Origin of the sequence: Vagococcus entomophilus, assembly GCF_003987595.1 — a bacterium.
In the GTDB taxonomy this organism is placed as follows: domain Bacteria; phylum Bacillota; class Bacilli; order Lactobacillales; family Vagococcaceae; genus Vagococcus_E; species Vagococcus_E entomophilus.
The window spans coordinates 520,215-539,910 of record NZ_NGJZ01000001.1; the positions used below are offsets into that span (position 1 = coordinate 520,215).

Annotated in this window: 21 protein-coding genes; 20 read left to right on the forward strand and 1 reads right to left on the reverse strand. The window is 36.7% G+C overall.

The genetic code is table 11. The features are described from left to right. Window positions 1-134: 134 nt before the first annotated feature. The 9 genes from CBF30_RS02370 to CBF30_RS02410 all read left to right on the forward strand — a co-directional run bounded on the left by CBF30_RS02370 (window position 135) and on the right by CBF30_RS02410 (window position 8,482). On the forward strand, window positions 135-1,385 hold the full coding sequence (locus CBF30_RS02370; RefSeq protein ID WP_126822390.1) for a tetratricopeptide repeat protein: 1,251 nt from the start codon (window positions 135-137) through the stop codon (window positions 1,383-1,385). Window positions 1,386-1,401: 16 nt separating this feature from the next. Continuing rightward, complete coding sequence (locus CBF30_RS02375; protein ID WP_126822391.1) at window positions 1,402-1,950, forward strand: YpiB family protein; 549 nt, start codon at window positions 1,402-1,404, stop codon at window positions 1,948-1,950. Window positions 1,951-2,063: 113 nt separating this feature from the next. Beyond that, a complete protein-coding gene (locus CBF30_RS02380; protein WP_126822394.1) occupies window positions 2,064-2,414 on the forward strand; it encodes a nucleotide pyrophosphohydrolase in 351 nt (116 codons plus the stop codon). Next, window positions 2,407-3,198 (forward strand): 4-hydroxy-tetrahydrodipicolinate reductase, encoded by a 792-nt coding sequence (gene dapB / locus CBF30_RS02385; protein ID WP_126822396.1) that lies wholly within the window; start codon window positions 2,407-2,409, stop codon window positions 3,196-3,198. Before CBF30_RS02380 ends, dapB begins: the two co-directional genes overlap by 8 nt. Beyond that, entirely contained in the window at window positions 3,195-4,403 is a 1,209-nt protein-coding gene (locus CBF30_RS02390) for a CCA tRNA nucleotidyltransferase (protein ID WP_126822398.1), read from the forward strand. Before dapB ends, CBF30_RS02390 begins: the two co-directional genes overlap by 4 nt. A gap of 79 nt (window positions 4,404-4,482) precedes the next feature. Continuing rightward, window positions 4,483-4,941 carry a hypothetical protein gene (locus CBF30_RS02395; RefSeq protein WP_126822400.1) on the forward strand — a complete coding sequence of 153 codons (459 nt, stop codon included), beginning with the start codon at window positions 4,483-4,485 and terminating at the stop codon, window positions 4,939-4,941. Between the two features lie 146 nt (window positions 4,942-5,087). Continuing rightward, a complete protein-coding gene (locus tag CBF30_RS02400) occupies window positions 5,088-6,980 on the forward strand; it encodes an ABC-F family ATP-binding cassette domain-containing protein (protein ID WP_126822402.1) in 1,893 nt (630 codons plus the stop codon). A gap of 19 nt (window positions 6,981-6,999) precedes the next feature. Beyond that, entirely contained in the window at window positions 7,000-7,947 is a 948-nt protein-coding gene (locus CBF30_RS02405) for a thymidylate synthase (protein WP_126822404.1), read from the forward strand. Window positions 7,948-7,993: 46 nt separating this feature from the next. Next, complete coding sequence (locus CBF30_RS02410) at window positions 7,994-8,482, forward strand: dihydrofolate reductase (RefSeq protein WP_126822406.1); 489 nt, start codon at window positions 7,994-7,996, stop codon at window positions 8,480-8,482. A gap of 105 nt (window positions 8,483-8,587) precedes the next feature. Here the strand turns inward: CBF30_RS02410 and trhA are convergent, their stop codons facing one another. Then, on the reverse strand, window positions 8,588-9,229 hold the full coding sequence (gene trhA, locus CBF30_RS02415; protein WP_390221180.1) for a PAQR family membrane homeostasis protein TrhA: 642 nt from the start codon (window positions 9,227-9,229) through the stop codon (window positions 8,588-8,590). A gap of 314 nt (window positions 9,230-9,543) precedes the next feature. Here trhA and CBF30_RS02420 point away from each other — a divergent pair, with 314 nt between their 5' ends. From CBF30_RS02420 to topA, 11 genes are all read left to right on the forward strand, one after another. Further along, window positions 9,544-10,383, forward strand: a complete 840-nt coding sequence (locus tag CBF30_RS02420) for a DegV family protein (protein ID WP_126822410.1) — start codon at window positions 9,544-9,546, stop codon at window positions 10,381-10,383. A gap of 59 nt (window positions 10,384-10,442) precedes the next feature. After that, the gene (locus tag CBF30_RS02425; protein ID WP_126822412.1) at window positions 10,443-11,345 is read left to right on the forward strand and encodes an SGNH/GDSL hydrolase family protein; all 903 of its coding nucleotides are present in this window, start codon (window positions 10,443-10,445) and stop codon (window positions 11,343-11,345) included. A gap of 15 nt (window positions 11,346-11,360) precedes the next feature. After that, complete coding sequence (locus CBF30_RS02430; protein ID WP_126822414.1) at window positions 11,361-11,993, forward strand: YpmS family protein; 633 nt, start codon at window positions 11,361-11,363, stop codon at window positions 11,991-11,993. A gap of 24 nt (window positions 11,994-12,017) precedes the next feature. Then, the gene (gene msrA, locus CBF30_RS02435) at window positions 12,018-12,539 is read left to right on the forward strand and encodes a peptide-methionine (S)-S-oxide reductase MsrA (protein WP_126822416.1); all 522 of its coding nucleotides are present in this window, start codon (window positions 12,018-12,020) and stop codon (window positions 12,537-12,539) included. Further along, complete coding sequence (locus CBF30_RS02440; RefSeq protein ID WP_126822418.1) at window positions 12,536-12,757, forward strand: YozE family protein; 222 nt, start codon at window positions 12,536-12,538, stop codon at window positions 12,755-12,757. The genes msrA and CBF30_RS02440 overlap by 4 nt, the downstream gene beginning before the upstream one ends. A gap of 36 nt (window positions 12,758-12,793) precedes the next feature. After that, complete coding sequence (locus CBF30_RS02445; protein ID WP_126822420.1) at window positions 12,794-14,236, forward strand: S41 family peptidase; 1,443 nt, start codon at window positions 12,794-12,796, stop codon at window positions 14,234-14,236. A gap of 152 nt (window positions 14,237-14,388) precedes the next feature. Next, the gene (lepB, locus tag CBF30_RS02450) at window positions 14,389-14,919 is read left to right on the forward strand and encodes a signal peptidase I (protein ID WP_126823738.1); all 531 of its coding nucleotides are present in this window, start codon (window positions 14,389-14,391) and stop codon (window positions 14,917-14,919) included. Between the two features lie 12 nt (window positions 14,920-14,931). Beyond that, window positions 14,932-15,792, forward strand: coding sequence for a ribosome biogenesis GTPase YlqF (gene ylqF, locus CBF30_RS02455; RefSeq protein ID WP_126822422.1), 861 nt, complete (start codon window positions 14,932-14,934; stop codon window positions 15,790-15,792). Beyond that, window positions 15,782-16,552 carry a ribonuclease HII gene (locus tag CBF30_RS02460; protein WP_126822424.1) on the forward strand — a complete coding sequence of 257 codons (771 nt, stop codon included), beginning with the start codon at window positions 15,782-15,784 and terminating at the stop codon, window positions 16,550-16,552. Before ylqF ends, CBF30_RS02460 begins: the two co-directional genes overlap by 11 nt. A 56-nt stretch (window positions 16,553-16,608) precedes the next feature. After that, window positions 16,609-17,478 carry a DNA-processing protein DprA gene (gene dprA / locus CBF30_RS02465; RefSeq protein ID WP_170168911.1) on the forward strand — a complete coding sequence of 290 codons (870 nt, stop codon included), beginning with the start codon at window positions 16,609-16,611 and terminating at the stop codon, window positions 17,476-17,478. A gap of 120 nt (window positions 17,479-17,598) precedes the next feature. Then, on the forward strand, window positions 17,599-19,677 hold the full coding sequence (gene topA, locus CBF30_RS02470) for a type I DNA topoisomerase (protein WP_126822428.1): 2,079 nt from the start codon (window positions 17,599-17,601) through the stop codon (window positions 19,675-19,677). The last annotated feature ends 19 nt before the right edge of the window (window positions 19,678-19,696 follow it).

Genomic DNA, 19,696 nt, shown 5'->3' on the forward strand with positions numbered 1-19,696 from the left:
AAAAAAGACTAGTTTCAGAATTTATTCTGGCTAGTCTTTTTTTGTGCATGAATGGCTATTTTAGTCGCTTTATGCTAGAATATGGAAAATAAGAGTAATCCAAAATGGATTTGGTTAATATAAGGAGCAAAAAGATGCAATCATATAGTAAAAAAATGGCAGAAGCAATAGCAAATCAAGATACATCAAGTGCACAACTGCATTTTGAAAAAGCGCTAGAAAAAGACACGCCTGAGGAGTTGGGAAGTCTGGGAGAACATTTATTTGAGCTAGGTTTTTTAGAAGAAGCTCAGACTATCTTTAGCCAGCTTTTAGAAAAATTTCCAGAAGCAGAAGAATTGCATATTCCTTTAGCAGAAATTGCGATTGAAAACAATGAGATTGATGAAGCTTTTACACATCTAGAAGCGGTTCCTAAACAACATCCAGTTTACATAGAGTCTCTTCTTGTATTGGCAGATCTATATCAAGTTCTTGGATTGCCAGAGGTAAGTGAGTTAAAATTAAAAGAGGCAAAAAAAATCCTCTTAGATGAACCGCTGCTTGACTTTGCCTTAGCAGAACTGTATTTTAATTCAGAAAAATTTTCAGAGGCGTTAGATTTATATCTGGATTTAATCAAAAAAGGTTTTGACCAATTTTCAGAAGTAGCACTTAGCGAAAGAGTTGGAGTATGCTACAGTATGGCGGGAAATTTTGAAGAGGCGGTTCCATATTTGGAGGCAGCACTAACACTTAATAGGAGTGAAGACCATTTATTTCAGCTTGCGTTTACTTTTATGCAGATGCATGAAAATCAAAAAGCAATTGTTTTATTTCAAGAATTAAAAGAACTCTCGCCAACGTATCAGTCATTGTACTTATACCTGGGAGACTTGCTTCAAGAAGAAGGCCAACTAGCGGAAAGCTTGTCTGTATTAGAAGAGGGGATTGAACAAAACCCGTATCAAGTTTCTTTGTACCAATTAGCAGCAGAAGTCGCGTTCAAGCTTGGAAAGATTGAAGTTTCTGAAGGTTACTTGAAAAAAGCCGTTGAGCTAGAAGAAGATATTGAGGCATCCTTAATGGCGCTGACAAATCTATATATAAATGAAGACAGATACGAAGAAATTGTTTCGCTAAGTCAAAAGTATCAGTTCTCTGAAAATCCTTACTTACTATGGAATTTGGCACATGCACAAAATGAATTGGAAGAATATGGTGAAGCGAAGCTTTATTATAGCAAAGCAGCTGATGCTTTAGGACATCATGCGGAATTTTTAAAAGAATATGGGTTGTTCTTACGTGAAGAAGGAGAATTAGAGCAAGCTCGAGTATTGTTAACACATTATCTGGAACATGAGCCAGAGGATTTGACTATTATAGAGTTATTAGCTGAAGATTAATAAAGGGGGGCGCGCCATGCAAGTAGATGTTCAGACAAAAAAGAATTTTTTGAGTTGGCTTGTTGCCACTGTCCAATTCCCCAGAAGAGAAATTTATTGGATGATTAACTATCTAGTTAGTCATGATAGTGTTCTAGAAAATCTGCACATTGTTGAACATGCTGACAAAACACCAAGAGGACTAAGGCTATCAGCAAACAAGGCGCATAAAGAAGCACTAACGCTTTTCATAGAAGAACATGAATTTATTAATTCTGAACAAATTTTCCACGAGATTCGGATGAATTGGAAAAAGGAGTTATTTGTGGAGTTTGATTTTGAGGGGAAGTGGCACTCAGAAAAGTATCTCCGTGTATTGGAAGATAATCCATATAATTCTTGGAATGATACGATTCATCCTGAAATTGTCTCGTCAATTGAAAATTTTTTACATCAAAAGGAAAAACAATTGGAAATTGAGGCATTATACCAAGAAATTGATCACGCATTAGAGACAAATAATCGAGCTGACTTTGAAGTGTTAACGGAAAAACTAGCAGAAAAGTTGAGGGAAACAGTTCGTTGATTGAGATAACGGAGAGTCAGGACAAAATGTCGGGCTCTTTTTTGTTGAAATAGTTTGCATAATGAAGACATTTTGATAAGATTAAAGAGAGTGTTACAACTAGGAGGAAAGGTATGCAAAATGAGAAAGAACAAACATTAAAAGAGATGCAGTTGGAGGTAGATGACTATATTCAACAATTCAAGGCAGGGTATTTTTCTCCGCTTGCACAACTTGCTAGACTTACAGAAGAAGTTGGTGAACTAGCTAGAGAAGTCAACCACGTTTACGGAGAAAAGCCCAAGAAAATAAACGAAGAAAAAAATACGGTAGAAGAAGAGTTAGCAGATGTATTAATAGTAGCAATTATGATGGCTAATTCGCTTGATTTAGATTTAACAGATGCATTTCAAAAAAATATGGAAAAGTTCAATCAACGGGATAAGTTTCGTTTTGAACGAAAGGATGGACAAAAACATGATTAAAATAGTCGTAGCAGGTTTTAAAGGAAGAATGGGTGCAACCGCAACAAAAATGGTAATAGAACATGAAAGATTTGAATTGGTAGGAGTATTAGATCCGCATGCACAAGAAAAAAATCTTAGTGAAATTTCTGATTATCAAGAATTAAATGTACCAGTTTTTAAAGAAAAAGAAACACTTGTTAAAAGTGTGGTAGCGGATGCCTGGATTGATTTTACAATTCCCAAAGTTGCCTATGAAAATACGTATTTTGCATTAGAAAATAAGATTGCTCCAGTTGTGGGGACAACAGGGTTTACCGAAGAACAAGTGGCTAGTTTAATCAAACTTTCTAAAGCTCAAAAAACAGGAGGGCTAATTGCACCAAACTTTGCGATTGGCGCTGTTTTGATGATGGAGTTTGCTACTAAAGCTGTCCAGTATTTCCCAGATGTTGAAATCATTGAATTGCATCATGATAATAAATTAGATGCACCGAGTGGAACAGCTGTTAAAACAGCAGAAATGATGGAGGAAGTTCGTGCTAAAAAAGCTCAAGGGAATCCTGATGAAAAAGAAACGATCAAAGGAGCTCGTGGTGCAGATTATGAAGGAATGAGAATCCACAGTGTTCGTTTACCAGGATTAATTGCACATCAGCAAGTACAATTTGGTGGCACTGGAGAAGGATTAACCATTCGTCATGATTCGTATGACCGAGCATCATTTATGTCAGGTGTTGCTTTGGGATGTGAAAAAGTTGTAGAGCTTAAAGAATTAGTATATGGGTTGGAAAATCTTTTATGAGATTGACTAGTATGCCAACAGAATTTAGCGAAGCGATTCCGATCATTCAAGAGTTAGCTGTAGCTGGATATGAAGCCTACTTTGTAGGTGGTAGTGTCCGTGATGTCCTTTTGGGGAAAGCGATTAATGATGTGGATATAGCAACCAGTGCCTATCCCAAAGAAGTTAAAAGCCTATTTAAGCGAACGGTGGATGTCGGAATTGAACATGGGACTGTGCTTGTTTTGCATGAGGATCAGCAATATGAAATAACGACGTTTCGTACAGAGTCGCAATATCAAGATTTTAGACGTCCTGATAAGGTAACATTTGTTCGTTCTTTAGAAGAGGACTTAAAAAGACGTGATTTTACAATTAATGCACTGGCAATGTCTGAGCAGGGCCAGATCATCGATTTGTTTGAAGGGCTGAAAGATATCCAAGAAAAATGTATTCGAGCAGTTGGCCAACCTTCCGAGCGATTTCATGAAGATGCGCTTAGAATGATGCGTGCGTTGCGCTTTTCAAGTCAGTTAGATTTTTTAATAGAAAAAAATACTCTTGATGCAATAAAAGAGCATGCGGCGTTACTACAAAAAATTTCGGTTGAAAGAATTTATATTGAGCTGATTAAAATGATGACAAGCAGACAATGGAAAAGAGGATTCCGTTCTTTTCTTGAAACAAAGTGCTATGAATATTGTCCAAATTTTTCAGGAAGAGGGAAACAACTTGCCTGTTTTTTTCAGTTAAAAGAAGAAACTGAATTGAGTGAGCCGGTATTCTGGGTACTATTAATGCACTTTTTCACTTTAAATGCAGAAAAAGCAAGTTCTTTTTTGCGAGATTGGAAGCTGTCCAATCACATGATTCGTCTAATCACTCATGCACTAGCAGGACTGGAGTTTCGGTTAGAAAACAGCTCGAATGTCGATTTTCTTTACCAGTTGGGACTCGAACCGTTGCTGGTTATAGAAGAAGTATTGGCTCTGTTAGGCAAACCTTCTTCTAAACAAAAAGTGACGGATGCGTATCAAGCATTACCGATACATTCCCTGCAAGATTTAGCGGTTAATGGGCAAGCGATTATGAGGGTGCTAGACAAAAAACCTGGTCCGTGGCTAGGTGACTTACTAAAAGAAATTGAGCAAAAAGTATTGCACAAAGAGCTCGAAAATTCTTATGAAAAGATTGTTAATTTTATTCAAGAATGCGCTTTAATTTAAAGCTGTAATTTGGTTCAATCTGTGTTAAACTAAAGGTATAAAAATAAACATCATCTTGAATAAAGTGAGGAGAAGTCTCATGTCAAAAAGAATGTCAGGATTAAAATTTTTCTTTAGAAATGGTGAAACTTGGACGATTGATCGCCAGTATATAGGGGATTTATGGATCAAACAAGTGACGACTAGTTTTGGCCGAATTAAAGGAGGGGATTTTCAAGAAATCCATCCATGTGCGGGCTTTAAAATTGAGATATTAAAAGAAGCTGAAAATGTTCAAACAGCTGATATCAATTTGGGTGGTCTTGAGCTTGGAATGTTTGAGCGTGCAGTCAAATACGAAGATATTGAAAAAATGGACATGCTTTATGATAATAAAGATCAGGATTTAATTTATTTTCCATATTTAGATAAAGGAACGCCAGGTCAAGAAGGATTAGATAATCAGTACCAAACGACCAAAATTGGACAAAACGGACATCTTTACATTGTCATTGACCCAAATAAAACTGTTAACGATGTCTACCAATTAGAAGGATAAAACAAGTGAAAAGCCGGTGATTAGGTTGTGATTCCTATATCCTCGGCTTTTTCCATGTGTAAATACGGTAAAGGCATTCTTGTTTCTGATGCATGTTTCTGTTAGAATATAAAAGATTAAAAAAAAGGAGAGAGGAATGGAATCAATTGAAAGAATTAAGAATTGATGCATTGACCAAGACTTATGGAGAGAAAACTCTTTTCGACCAACTTTCCTTTTTAATACATGAAAAAGACCACATTGGTCTAATTGGCATAAACGGAACGGGAAAATCGAGCTTACTAAAATTGCTTGCCAAAGAAGATACACCTGATAGCGGCGTGATAACAGGGCCGCATGATTATCAGATCAGGTATCTGGCGCAAGATACGGTGTTTGATGAAAACTTAACTGTTGCGCAAGCTGTTTTTTCAGGAGATTCACCCATCCTGCTAGCAGTTCGTAACTATGAGCTAGCCTTGCAGCGATTGGCTGACGATGGTGAGGACACAACCGCTCAGCAAGCCTACACCAAAGCGGAAGAGCGGATGAATAGAGAAGATGCCTGGCTAGCAGATACGAACGTTCGGACGATTTTAAATCAATTGGGGATACCTGATATTAGCCAAAAGATAGGGGAACTCTCGGGTGGTCAAAAAAAACGTGTAGGACTTGCTCAAGTACTCATCCAAGAGCCTGATTTACTACTGTTAGATGAGCCGACTAACCATTTGGATTATCAAGCAATAAAGTGGTTAGAAAGTTTTTTAAATCAATATCAAGGAGCTTTTGTTTTAGTCACACATGATCGTTATTTCTTAGATAATGTGACGAATCGTATGTTTGAACTCTCATTTGGCAAGCTTTATCAGTACAAGGGCAACTATGAAAATTATTTGATTGAAAAGGCACAAAGAGAAGAAACAGAAAAACAACAAGAAACGAAGCGCAAACAATTGTATAAGCAAGAACTAAGTTGGATGCGAGCCGGTGTCAAAGCAAGAGGAACCAAACAACAAGCACGCATTCAGCGCTTTGAAGATTTAAAAGAAAATCTTCATCAAGTTCAAACAAGCGAACATGTAGAAATTGATATTGCAACGAAACGGCTAGGAAAAAAGGTTTTAAAATTGGAGCAAGCAACGTTCACTTTGGATCAGCAAATTATTTTAAAGAATTTTGAGTTGCTTGTGCAAACACATGATCGGATTGGGATTACTGGTAAAAATGGTTCGGGAAAGTCTACACTACTGAATATTTTAGCTGGACGTATCGAACTGGAAGCTGGCGTTTATGAGATTGGGGAAACTGTCCGGATTGGTTACTACACACAACAAAATGAAGCGATTGACCCGAATAAACGCATGATTCAATATTTACAAGAAGCTGCCGAACAAGTTGAACAGACAAATGGTTCTACTACAAGTGTGGCGGAGATGCTTGAACGCTTTCTTTTTCCTAGATTTATGCACGGTACCACCATTGGCAAACTTTCTGGTGGAGAAAAAAGGCGACTTTTCTTACTGAAATTGTTGATTTTACAACCGAATGTACTGCTATTGGATGAGCCAACAAATGATTTAGATATTGACACACTCACAATACTAGAAGACTATTTGAGCCAGTTCGCTGGTGCGGTGATTGGGGTTAGTCATGATCGTTATTTCCTAGATAAGACCATGGAAAGGCTGTTTATATTTGAAGGGAATGGAGAAATCGAGTATTTTTACGGCTCTATGACGGATTATTTAGCAAAAAAAGAAGACACTCAAAAAAATCTAGCGACTAAAAAACATTCTGACTCCCAAAATCAAACTACTGAAATTGCTGTAGAAAAAGTCAAAAAGAAATTAACATATGCTGAACAAAAAGAATGGGAAGCAATTGAAGATCAAATGGAACTGCTAGAAGTAAAAATTGAAGAGCTAAAAGCAGAAATGAATATCTCTGGTAGTGACTTTGCCAAATTACAAGAGTTGCAACAACAAGTAGAAGCAAAAGAGTTAAAGTTAGAGGATATGCTTAACAGATGGGAATATTTAAGTCAGTTTACTTCTTAAAAGACGAAAGGGGAAAAAGATGGAAAAAGATTATTTAGAACTAGGCCAAAAGATCTTGACTGCAGGAACTATAAAAAGTGATCGAACGGGTACAGGAACAAAAAGTATTTTTGGCTATCAAATGCGTTTTGATTTAAGCGAGGGTTTCCCACTTTTAACAACCAAGCGCGTGCCTTTTGGTTTGATAAAAAGTGAATTGCTATGGTTTATGCATGGGGATACTAATATTCGGTATTTATTAAAGCACAACAATCATATTTGGGATGAGTGGGCTTTTGAACGTTACATCAAAAGTGAGGACTATACAGGACCAGATATGACTGATTTTGGCCGTAAATCTTTAGTAGATGAGGAGTTTAACCAACGTTATCAAAAAGAAAGTCAAAAATTCTGTGAGCTAATTTTGACAGATGATCAGTTTGCTCAAAAATATGGAGAATTGGGAAATATTTATGGGGCTCAGTGGCGTAATTGGCAAACAAGAACAGGAGAAACGATTGATCAACTAAAAGATGTAATTGAGATGATTAAAACAAATCCTGACTCAAGAAGACTTGTAGTATCAGCTTGGAATCCAGAAGATGTGCCGACGATGGCTTTGCCACCTTGTCATACGATGTTTCAATTTTATGTGGCGGATGGAAAACTAAGTTGCCAGCTCTATCAAAGAAGTGCCGATGTTTTCTTGGGGGTACCGTTTAACATTGCAAGTTACGCGCTATTAACACATTTGATTGCGCATGAAACAGGACTTGAGGTTGGAGAATTTGTTCATACACTTGGTGACGCACATTTGTATAGAAATCATTTTGAACAAATGAAAGAACAGTTGAGTAGAGAGGTACGGGCTTTACCAAAATTGGTATTAAATCCAGAAAAAAAATCAGTATTTGATTTTGATGTGACAGATATTCAGGTAGAAGGATATCAACCACATCCAGCTATTAAAGCGCCGATTGCCGTGTGATTTAGTAGTTAAGGAAAAGGATTGTAGAGATTGAAAGGGGAAAAAAATGTTAGCTGCGATATGGGCGCAAGATGAAGAGGGGTTAATTGGGAAAGAAGGCAAGTTGCCATGGCATTTACCCAATGATTTAAAATTTTTTAAAACAATGACCGAACATAATACGATTGTCATGGGAAGAAAGACATTTGAAGGAATGGGAGGGAAACTACTTCCTAACCGGGACACCATCATTTTGACTAGTGACAAAAGCTATCAAGTGGAAGGGGCGCTTGTCTTTCATGACAAGCAAGAGGTTTTAGAATATGCTAAAAAGACAGATGGAATGGTCTTTATCACTGGGGGCACACAAGTCTACAAAACATTTTTGCCTGAAATCGATGTTTTGCACCGTACGCTCATCCATCATAGATTTGAAGGAGATGCTTATTTTCCAAAAATAAATTGGGACGCCTTCACAATGGTGAGCATCAGTGAAGGGGAAACGGATGAGAGAAATCCTTATAAGTATCAATTTGAATCTTATCATAGAAAGTAAATTTTTGATAAGCATTCAGATAGACGGATCACCCAGTAAAAAAGCCGACTGAACTAGTTCAGTCGGCTTTTTTATTTTGGTCTCTAGCACCAGTGTGTCAAGATATTAGGTGTAAAATAAAACAGAGAAGTACATAAAGCCTGCACCAAGCATCACAAAAAGATGCCAGACAACGTGCATATAACGAATATGCTTCATACTGTAAAAGATGGCCCCGATAGTATAGGATAAGCCACCTGCAACTAAAAGAATTAAACCACCTAAACCTAGTCCGTGATACAGTTCAGGTGCAGCTACAACACATAGCCAGCCCATGATCACATAGATAACCGTTGAGATTTTACTTACATTATTTTTTTTGTGTAAGAAAACCGATTTTTGTACAATTCCCAGTAATGTCATGAACCAGATGATGCCAAATAGTGCCCATCCAAGCCATCCTTTTACAACGAGCAGGCAATAAGGCGTATAACTACCAGCAATTAATAAAAAAATCGAACTGTGGTCAAAGACCTGAAAAACTTTTTTAGCTTTAGTAAAAATCAGACTATGAAAAAGTGTAGAGGTTAAAAATAACAGCACCATCATAGCGCCATAAATCGCATAAGAAACAACGTGAATAGGGGATCCTAGTCTTGCTCCTTTAACAATTAAAATGACCATACCAGCAATGCTAAGACCTGCTCCTATACCGTGAGTAACGGCATTTAGGACTTCATTTAAAATGATATAACGTTTTGAAAACATAGGACTTTCCAAAAAACCAGCTCCTTTTATAAGTGAGATGCCACTTAACTTAGTTTTAGTTTACATGAAAGCGAGTCGATTGAAAAGTAATAGTTAAGAATTTAATCGACAACTTTACTTTTTTTTCATAAATCAGTTATTTTAAATGACGAAAGCAGAAAATAATTGTATAATATAGAAAGTATATAGGTTAGTCCCTATCAAAGAGAACGGTCTTCATTTGATAGGAAAATCTGTTAGGATCAGACTGATTGATTCTTCAATGAATATTTCCAAAACTTGTTTGTAACGTTTTGGAAGAAAGAGGTTATACGATGTCAAAAATTAAAATTGTTACAGATTCTTCTTGCACAATGGAGGCAGAAACTGTTAAAAAACTTGGAATTCATGTGATTGCACTTTCTGTTATGGTTGATGGTGTTATTTATGCAAATGATGAAAACTTACCTGGTGAAAAATTTATGGAGATGATGGCTCATTCAAAAGCACTACCTAAAACCAGCCAGCCTCCAATTGGAGAATTTGCAGAGCTATATGATAAATTAGGACAAGATGGTAGTAAAATTATTTCAATCCATATGACAGAAGCGCTCAGTGGAACCGTCAATGCAGCTCGACAAGCAGCCCAGCTTTCACAAGCCGATGTGACGGTAATAGACAGTGATTTCACGGATCAAGGATTGTCTTTCCAAGTAATTCGTGCGGCTCAATTAGCAAATGAAGGGGCTTCTTTAGAAGAAATTGTCGCAGAAGTTGAAAAAGTTAAAAAGAATACCAAACTGTATATCGGCATTTCAAATTTAGATAATCTTGTTAAAGGTGGCAGAATTAGTCGTGTTGCGGGTATGCTGTCTAGTATTTTCAACATGAAAGTGGTTATGGAGCTTTTAAACACAGAGTTAATTGTTGAAACAAAAGGTAGAGGTGTAAAAACGTTTAATAAATGGTTTTCTGAATTTAAAAACGAGTTACAAAGTCTGCCAGTGAAAGCCATTGGAATTTCTCATGCGGAAGGATTAGAAATAACGCAAGGATTTAAAGAAGCTTTGCAAGAAGCCTTCCCAGATATTCATATTCCTTTGTTGCATACGAACCCAGTAATTGCAACACATGCGGGTAAAGGTGCTTTTGCCATTATGTTTTACACGGATTAGTGAAAAGCAGATCATTATGGTCTGCTTTTTAGTTATTAGTAGAAGTGAGGAGTACAAACATGCAGAAACTTAAAAGTCTGAAAAAATTGAAAGGATTAGCGTTTTTATTTATTGGTGTAACAATTATCACTTTTTGTGTACTAAGTTTTGTTTTTCCTAAAGCGGAGCAACGTTTGGGTACTACGACCAAAACTAGTTTGACCAAAAAATTAACACAAAAAGAGGTGATCCGTTTCGTTGCCTTGGGTGATTCGCTTACAGAAGGTGTAGGAGATAGTACAAATGCTGGTGGATTTGTTCCTTTACTAAGTCAAGCATTGACTGATAAATATCAATTAAATGCAGTTCAGACAGATAATTATGGGAAAGCTGGAAATCGGACAGATCAAATACTTGCACGAATAAAAAAATCGACCAAAATGCAGCAATCAATCAAAAAAGCAGATGTCATAACGCTCACAACGGGCGGCAATGATGTAATGAAAGTTGTAAGGAATGAGTTGATGAACGGAATTAATGTAGGAAGTTTTACATCACCGCAGAAAGACTATGTGAAAAATCTGTCTAAATTATATGCTGAGATTAGAAAATTGAATAAGGATGCACCTATCTATCAATTAGGAATATACAATCCTTTTTATTTAAGTTTTTCCGATATTACAGAACTTCAAACAATTGTAGACAATTGGAATAGTACCTCAGAAAAAGCAGTGAAGAAGCAAAAAAATGCGTACTTCATTCCTATTAATGATTTACTATATAAAGGAATTGACGGGAAAATCGGGGTAGATACCAAAATAAATTCTGATGAAACTACTGAGAGTGGGAAAGTCAGTCAAACAATCAATAATTTGATTTCTACTACAGATAATTTTCATCCTAATAATTTAGGCTATCAAATTATGTCAAATGCTTTTCAAAAAGAACTAGATACAACCAAGACAAAATGGTTATCTAAATAAAAATGGAGGAAAAAAATGAGTAGAACGAGTCAGCAAACAAAAAAAAGTGATTTTTTTAAAAAGCCAAAAAATGGTTGGCGTGCAGCCTTTTTAATCCTATTAGCCATTATTCTTTCGTGTTCGTTATTTATTTGGGTACGAGTGACAAGCAACCGTGAACCCAATTACGTGCCTACGCAGCAAACGACAAGCAAAGTTGGAAATCCGAGTTTTCAAGTCAATTTGACTAAAAAGCAAGTCAATGAATTGATTGATTATTATTTGAATGATTATCAAAAGAAAAGTGGGATTAGCTATTCTTTTTATTTAGAAGATCAAGCCTTATTAAAAGGAACTTTTGAAGTTTTAGGACATGACATTGGCTTTTACTTATACTTTGATCCATATGTAATGGAGAACGGAGATATTCAATTAAAGGCAAAGAGCCTTTCAATTGGGACACTTGCCTTGCCAATGTCACAAATCATGCGTTATATTGCGAATAACTACAACTTGCCTAAATGGGTGGAAGTAAATGCAAAAGAGCAAAATTTAACGATTCATTTAAGTCAGTTAAAATTAAAATCAGGCCTAGTAGTTAAGGCTTCTAAGATAAATTTAATAGACAACGAGATTCGGTTTAATGTTTATTTACCTATAAAAAAATAAGAATATAAGAAAGGGGAAACGACAATGAAAGAAACGGCTATTTTTGCGGGAGGTTGCTTTTGGTGTATGGTCAAACCTTTTGATACGCAACCTGGAATTTTCTCTGTCACTTCAGGCTATACAGGAGGACACGTTGTAAATCCAACTTATGAACAAGTGTGTTCTGGTAAAACAGGTCATACAGAAGCCGTTGAGATTGTTTATGATCCGGAAATTATCTCTTACGAAGAACTGGTAGAGATCTACTGGCAGCAGACGGATCCTACAGATGCTTTTGGACAATTCCAAGATCGAGGAGATAGCTATCGTCCTGTTATTTTTTACCAAACACAAGAGCAAAAGTTCGTCGCTGAAAAAAGTAGAGCTGCGCTACAAACTAGTGGACGGTATGATCAACCAATTGTTACAAAAATTGAACAACAAAAGCCTTTTTATCCAGCTGAAGAGTATCATCAAGACTTTTATCAAAAGGATCCAAAGAGATATCAGGCTGAAACCACTCCACGTCAGAAGTTTCTACAAGCTCACTGGGGTAAAGAAAAATGAACAGAAGTTTTTATGAGTATTTAATGACGCTTAAAGGACCCAATATCAGTGAGCCAGAAACCAAATTTGCAAACGATGTTGGCGAGGATCTATCTTTTCCAAAACATTCAAAAAACTATCAGGAAATTTCTCATTACCTAGAATTCAATGCTTATTACATCGATAATATGGATTTGTTTGATGAGGTATGGGAGCAATACGTTGAAAATAATGCTTAAAAAACTGTTGGATAGACGGAGAAAGAAAGTGGAATTTTGAAAAATAAAAAAGTATCTTTTAATCAATATATCATCTCACTTATAGCAGTTGCTATCATAGCAATTATTGGGACTTATTTGGTTTTAGACAAGCAAGTTCGAGCGATTCAAGCTGAAAATAAGGTGCAAGAAACAACGCTTACAAGTAATGACCTAAAAAAAATCGATACATTATATAGTCAAATCAAGGCCAATTATGTTGGGAAAGTCAGTAAAACTAAGCTGATCAATGGAGCTTTAAAAGGAATGACTTCGGCGCTAGATGACCCTTATACGGTTTATATGGATAGTACAGAGTCTGAAGACCTGAATAATACGATTTCTAGCAGTTTTGAAGGAATTGGGGCGACATTGAGCCTTCAAAATGAATTGCCGACTATTGCTCAAGCTCCAATTAAAGGTTCTCCTGCTGAAAAAGCCAATCTAAAAGCAGGAGACGTGATTATGAAAATCGATGGTCAGTCGACAAAAGGTCAGACTCTGACACAAGATGTTTCTAAAATCAGAGGAAAAAAAGGCACATCTGTCACTTTAAATATTCAACGCGGAGATGAAAACTTTGATGTCAAAATCACGCGTGATACGATTCCAGTTGATACTGTTTATGCAAATATTGATGCGACGAATAAAGAAATTGGGAATATTAAAATTACAACTTTTTCAGAAAATACTTATACTGAGTTAAAAGCAGCAATTAAAAAGCTTCGAGAAGCAGGGGCAAAATCATTTGTGTTGGATGTGCGTCAAAATCCCGGAGGTCTGCTCGATCAAGTTGAAAAAATGGCAAGTATGTTTTTAAAAGACGGTCAAACAATTGTTCAATTTGAAGATAAAAATGGGGCAAAAACAGTTGCTAAAGCCAGTTCTGAACTAGATGGTGGACAGAAAGTAACAGAGCCAGTAGTTGTTTTAGTTGATGATGGAAGTGCGAGTGCTGCAGAGATATTTGCGGCTGCGTTAAATCAATCTGCAGGTGACAAGCTAATTGGAAAGAAAACCTTTGGTAAAGGTACGGTGCAACAAGTTTTGAGCGAAACAGACAAGAGTGAACTCAAAATTACCATTATGAAATGGTTGACACCAAGTGGCGATTGGATTCATAAAAAAGGTATTACCCCAACGATAGAAGCTGATTATCCAGATTATGCGTATTTAACTCCTATTGATAAAACGAAGACTTACAAACAAGGAGATAGTAATACTTCTGTAAAAAATATTAATGCAATGCTTAAAGCTTTAGGCTACTTACAAGTACAACCATCTGATGTCTATGATGAAAATACAAAAAATGCGGTAGCAAAATTCCAAACAGACAATAGTTTTACAAGTAATGGGGAAACTACTAGTGAAACTGCAACAAAATTGGAACAAAATCTTGCCAAGTTGATTGGAGAAAACGACCAAGCCTATAAAGCAGCGCTGAAGGAATTAACTAAATAGAGAACTAAGTGGAATGTTTCGGCACATGAAGGTGTGAAACAAAAGTTTTTTAACTTTTGTTTCACACCTTTTTTTGGATGAGGGATAGTAATTTCGCTCATTTTTTATTATGATAGAGAAAGAGTTTAGGGGGTGGGCGTTTGAGGGATAAAATGACACAAGTAATGAATGGACTGATCATGTGTGCCATCTCAATTGTACTTGTTTTTATCATAAGGGGTTTTTTATTTATCCCACTTTCCATTGACGGAATATCAATGGAGAAAAATTTAAAGCAAGGAGATCATGTAATTACAGAGAAGATGAGTGAGATTCATCGCTTTGATATCATTGTATTTCATCTAGATGACGGGAAAACCTATGTCAAGCGTGTGATTGGACTTCCAGGCGAAGAAATTACTTACAAGAAAGACCAATTATATGTCAATGGAAAAAAAAGAATGGAGTCTTTTTTGACAGAAAATAAAAAAGAACATGCCCCTACTTCAAACTATACCAATGAATTTACAACAAGTACGTTGTTAAGTACAAAAAAAATCCCTAAAAATTGTTATTTTGTTCTAGGGGACAATCGGCGATTAAGTAAGGATAGTCGGTCTTTTGGTGTTGTTCATCAGAATCAAGTTTTCGGTAAGGTTGTGATGATTTATTATCCATTTGATCGTATGCAAATAATAAAATAGGAGTTTAAAGTGATGACAATACAATGGTTTCCAGGACATATGGCAAAAGCCAAGAGAGAAGTAACAGAAAAACTTAAATTTGTTGATATTGTGTTTGAACTGGTAGACGCTCGCCTACCCATTTCAAGTCGTAATCCAATGTTAGATCAAATTATTCAACAAAAGCCCAGAATTATTTTGCTAAATAAAGGGGATTTAGCAGATCCTAAAGAAACAGCTAGATGGCAGCATTATTTCCAAAAACAAGGATATGCTAGCTTAATTGTGAATGCACAGCAAGGAAAAGGAATCAAAAATATTGTACCCGAAGCTAAAAAAGTGTTAGCTGAAAAAATCGCACACCGATCCGCAAGAGGCTTGAAGCCTCAAGCGATTCGAGCAATGTGTATTGGAATACCTAATGTTGGCAAGTCGACGATTATGAACCGACTAGTCAAAAAAAATATTGCAAAGACAGGAAATCGTCCAGGTGTAACCAAAGGACAGCAGTGGTTAAAAGCAGGAGATGAGTTAGAACTGCTTGATACCCCTGGAATCCTTTGGCCGAAGTTTGAAGATGCAGAAATCGGACGAAAATTAGCACTGACTGGTGCAATCAAAGATAATTTACTGCATATGGATGATTTGGCCATTTATGGTTTAAGCTTTTGGCAATCCTTTTATCCGCAAAACTTAACAGAACGGTATGCTTTATCTGAACAAGAGCTGGATTTACCAGAGGCAGAATTATTGATGAAAATCACCGAAAAAAGAGGACTGAGAGAGGACTATGAAAGAGGGAGTGAACTCATCATTCAAGAGATTCGGAGTGGAAAATTAGGTAGATTTACATTGGATCGTTACCAAGAAATGAGTGTTCAAAGTGAAAAGTAATCAGACGATTAAAGAAATAAAAGCACAATTATTACAAGAAACAGATCAAACCTCCGCATTCATCAAGGAAATAGAAAAAGATACAAGATCTGGTGTTCAAAATGCCATCAGGCAATGGCGTAAAAAACTAGATAAACAGGCAAAGCTTAAAACTCACTTTATGGAAATGCAGCAGTTTGAACTCCAAGCACGTAATCAAGGTTACAAATTCATTGCTGGGATTGATGAAGTGGGACGTGGTCCATTAGCAGGTCCTGTTGTAGCAGCTGCAGTTATTTTACCAGAATGCTTCAATCTTGTGGAAGTAAATGACTCCAAACAGCTAAGTGCTAGTAAAAGAGAAGAGCTTTTTACGCAAATAAAAGCACAAGCCTTAGCCATTGGAATTGGTGTGGTGGATGAAAAAGTAATTGATAAAATCAATATTTACGAAGCAACCAAATATGCGATGATGCAGGCAATTGAAAAGCTAGAACAAGCACCAGATTGTTTACTGATTGACGCCATGACTCTTCCTTGTGCTTTACCCCAAGAAAAGATTATCAAAGGAGATGCCAAAAGCATTTCGATTGCATGTGCAAGTATTATTGCAAAAGTCACGCGAGATAAGATGATGGTTGACTACGATCATTTATATCCTGGCTACTGTTTTGCTAAAAATGCTGGATATGGAACGAAAGAGCATTTAGCTGGAATAGAAAAACAAGGCATTTGTCCGATACATCGGCAGTCATTTGCTCCAATAAAAAACCTAATTTAATGAAAGATGCCTTTTTTTGCAAATATATAGATATAAATGCGAAAGAAGGTTTTTTTATGTTGCCAGAGCGAAGATACTTTTTATTTTTAATGAAACAAATCCCAAGTCTAAGCAATGTACAATTATTAAAGATGCTTCAATATTTGGAAAACTATCATTGCAAACAGGTTTCTTTTTTAGAATTATGTGATGCGCTACAATTACGGACAAAAATGAAAGAGGTCCTTATTACCTCGTATGAGAAGATACTTAAAAATGAAAAGAAATGGCAGTTGAATTATCAAAATGAAAAGTTTATTACTTTATTAGACGAAGCATACCCTAGTTGCTTGGCTGAAATTTACAATCCACCTGTCTTACTTTTTTACAGAGGAGATATTCAGTTACTGTCTAAGTCATCGCTAGCACTCATCGGATCAAGGGCGGCAACAAGCTCAGGTAGAAAGGTAATAGAGCGCTTAGTACCGGGACTGGTCCGTGCGGGTATCCCAATTGTAAGTGGACTTGCCAGAGGGATTGATACTTACGCCCATCAAATGACCATTAGACAAAAAGGGAGCACGATTGCAGTGATTGGTTCTGGATTAGAGCGAACCTACCCAAAAGAAAACTTTCGACTTCAGCAATTTATTGCAAAAAATCATTTATTAGTGACCGAGTACCCAGATGATACGCCCCCTTTTTCTTACCATTTTCCAATGAGAAACCGAATTATTGCAGGGATTACGCAAGGTACTTGCGTTGTGGAGGCAAGAAGAAGGAGTGGGACCTTGATTACCGCACAGTATGCACTCGAAGCTGGACGTAGTGTTTTTTGTGTACCTGGTGATAGTACAAAACCAACCACAGAGGGGTGTCACGAATTAATTCAGCAAGGGGCGAAATGTATCTGGAAATCCGAACATATAATAGAAGAATTTTTATAAATAAATAAAGATTCCTTGACAAACCGCTCATAAATAGCATAATATTGAAACCGATTCATTATGACTAATTAGAATGAAGCAGTTTGACAAAGAATAAATAAAAAAGGAGGCGCATGCGACATGGCATATAAATATTTAGTTATCGTAGAATCACCAGCTAAGGCTAAAACAATTGAAAAGTACTTAGGACGTAACTATAAAGTTGTCGCGAGTGTCGGACACATCCGAGATTTACCAAAGAGTAAGATGGGTGTCGATATTGAAAATCATTATGAGCCTCACTACATTTCCATTCGTGGGAAAGGTGACATCATTAAACAATTAAAATCACAAGCAAAAAAAGCGCAAAAAGTCTATCTCGCAGCCGATCCAGATAGAGAGGGTGAAGCCATAGCTTGGCATTTGGCTCACCTTCTAGGACTAGATTTGAAAGATAAAAACCGGGTTGTCTTTAATGAAATTACCAAAGACGCGGTGAAAGCAGCGTTCAAAGAACCAAGAACCATTAAACTTGATTTAGTGGACGCGCAACAGGCTCGCCGTGTACTTGATCGTTTAGTAGGATATTCGATTAGCCCAATTCTGTGGCGTAAAGTAAAAAAAGGTCTCAGCGCCGGTCGCGTGCAGTCGATTGCCTTAAAATTAATTCTTGATCGTGAGAAAGAAATTCGTGAGTTTAAGCCTGAGGAGTATTGGAGCATTGCTGCTAATTTTCAAAAAGGCCGGAAAAAATTTAAAGCCAATTTTTACGGATTAAACGGGAAAAAGAAAAAATTAAAAACAGACAAAGATGTTAAAGAAGTTACTCAAAAGCTTACTTCAAAAGAATATAAGATTCAAAACGTAGAAAAGAAAGAGCGCAAAAGAAATCCAGCACTCCCGTTTACAACGAGTAGTATGCAACAAGAGGCGGCACGCAAGATTAATTTCCGTACACGGAAAACGATGATGGTTGCACAGCAACTATACGAAGGAATCTCGCTTGGTAAAGAAGGAACAGTCGGTTTAATTACCTATATGCGTACGGATTCTACAAGAATTTCAGAACTTGCAAAAGGCGAAGCTGCTAGTTACATAGAAGACAAATTTGGTAAAGAATTTTCTTCTCATGGTGGGAAAAAAAGTAAGCAAGCAAAAGGTGCTCAAGATGCCCATGAAGCAATTAGGCCTTCAAGTGTCATGCGTACACCAGATGAAATAAAAAAATATTTGGATAAAGACCAATTCAAATTATATAACTTAATTTGGTCAAGATTTGTTGCTAGCCAAATGACGCCAGCAGTACTGGATACAATGAAAGTCACACTAGAGCAAAACGATGTCACGTTTATTGCCAATGGGTCAAAAATCAAATTTCAAGGTTTCATGAAGGTATATGTTGAGGGGAAAGATGATGGTAAGGAAGAAAAAGAGAATGTCTTACCAGATTTAGAGATAGGCGAAATTGTAAAAGCCGTTGATTTGGAACCAAAACAACATTTCACACAACCACCAGCACGTTTTAGTGAGCCAACGTTGATTCGTACACTAGAGGAAAATGGTGTGGGACGTCCTTCCACCTATGCACCAACGCTTGAAACGATTCAAAGACGTTACTACGTGAAATTAGCCAATAAGCGTTTTGAACCAACTGAATTAGGTGAAATCGTCAATACGATTATTTGTGACTTCTTTCCACAAATTGTTGATATTAACTTTACTGCAAGTATGGAGCACGATCTTGATGCGGTGGAAGAAGGAAAAGAAGAATGGGTAGAAGTTGTGGACCGTTTTTATAAACCTTTTGCAGTCGAATTGGAGAAAGCAGAAGAAAATATCGAAAAAATTCAAATTAAAGATGAACCAGCAGGGTTTGATTGTGAGCTATGTGGGCACCCAATGGTCATTAAACTTGGAAAGTATGGAAAATTCTACGCATGTAGCAACTTTCCAGAGTGCCGAAATACACAAGCAATTGTCAAAGAAATCGGTGTTGCTTGTCCAGAGTGTCAAAAAGGACAGGTTATCGAGAGAAAATCGAAGAAAAATCGTATTTTTTATGGGTGTAATCGTTACCCAGAATGTGAATTTACTTCTTGGGACAAGCCAATCGGTCGAGATTGTCCTAAATGTTCGCATTATCTAGTTGAGAAAAAAGTTAAAGGTGGCAAACAAGTCTTATGTAGTCACTGTGACTATCAAGAAGATATTCAAAAATAAAAAAAGGCGGTAGTTGAAG

Coding starts and splice junctions, on each gene's coding strand:
- CBF30_RS02370 (WP_126822390.1), top strand. CDS start 135: ATGCAATCATATAGTAAAAAAATGGCAGAAGCAATAGCAAATCAAGAT.
- CBF30_RS02375 (WP_126822391.1), top strand. CDS start 1,402: ATGCAAGTAGATGTTCAGACAAAAAAGAATTTTTTGAGTTGGCTTGTT.
- CBF30_RS02380 (WP_126822394.1), top strand. CDS start 2,064: ATGCAAAATGAGAAAGAACAAACATTAAAAGAGATGCAGTTGGAGGTA.
- dapB (WP_126822396.1), top strand. CDS start 2,407: ATGATTAAAATAGTCGTAGCAGGTTTTAAAGGAAGAATGGGTGCAACC.
- CBF30_RS02390 (WP_126822398.1), top strand. CDS start 3,195: ATGAGATTGACTAGTATGCCAACAGAATTTAGCGAAGCGATTCCGATC.
- CBF30_RS02395 (WP_126822400.1), top strand. CDS start 4,483: ATGTCAAAAAGAATGTCAGGATTAAAATTTTTCTTTAGAAATGGTGAA.
- CBF30_RS02405 (WP_126822404.1), top strand. CDS start 7,000: ATGGAAAAAGATTATTTAGAACTAGGCCAAAAGATCTTGACTGCAGGA.
- CBF30_RS02410 (WP_126822406.1), top strand. CDS start 7,994: ATGTTAGCTGCGATATGGGCGCAAGATGAAGAGGGGTTAATTGGGAAA.
- trhA (WP_390221180.1), bottom strand. CDS start 9,229: ATGTTTTCAAAACGTTATATCATTTTAAATGAAGTCCTAAATGCCGTT.
- CBF30_RS02420 (WP_126822410.1), top strand. CDS start 9,544: ATGTCAAAAATTAAAATTGTTACAGATTCTTCTTGCACAATGGAGGCA.
- CBF30_RS02425 (WP_126822412.1), top strand. CDS start 10,443: ATGCAGAAACTTAAAAGTCTGAAAAAATTGAAAGGATTAGCGTTTTTA.
- CBF30_RS02430 (WP_126822414.1), top strand. CDS start 11,361: ATGAGTAGAACGAGTCAGCAAACAAAAAAAAGTGATTTTTTTAAAAAG.
- msrA (WP_126822416.1), top strand. CDS start 12,018: ATGAAAGAAACGGCTATTTTTGCGGGAGGTTGCTTTTGGTGTATGGTC.
- CBF30_RS02440 (WP_126822418.1), top strand. CDS start 12,536: ATGAACAGAAGTTTTTATGAGTATTTAATGACGCTTAAAGGACCCAAT.
- lepB (WP_126823738.1), top strand. CDS start 14,389: ATGACACAAGTAATGAATGGACTGATCATGTGTGCCATCTCAATTGTA.
- ylqF (WP_126822422.1), top strand. CDS start 14,932: ATGACAATACAATGGTTTCCAGGACATATGGCAAAAGCCAAGAGAGAA.
- dprA (WP_170168911.1), top strand. CDS start 16,609: ATGTTGCCAGAGCGAAGATACTTTTTATTTTTAATGAAACAAATCCCA.
- topA (WP_126822428.1), top strand. CDS start 17,599: ATGGCATATAAATATTTAGTTATCGTAGAATCACCAGCTAAGGCTAAA.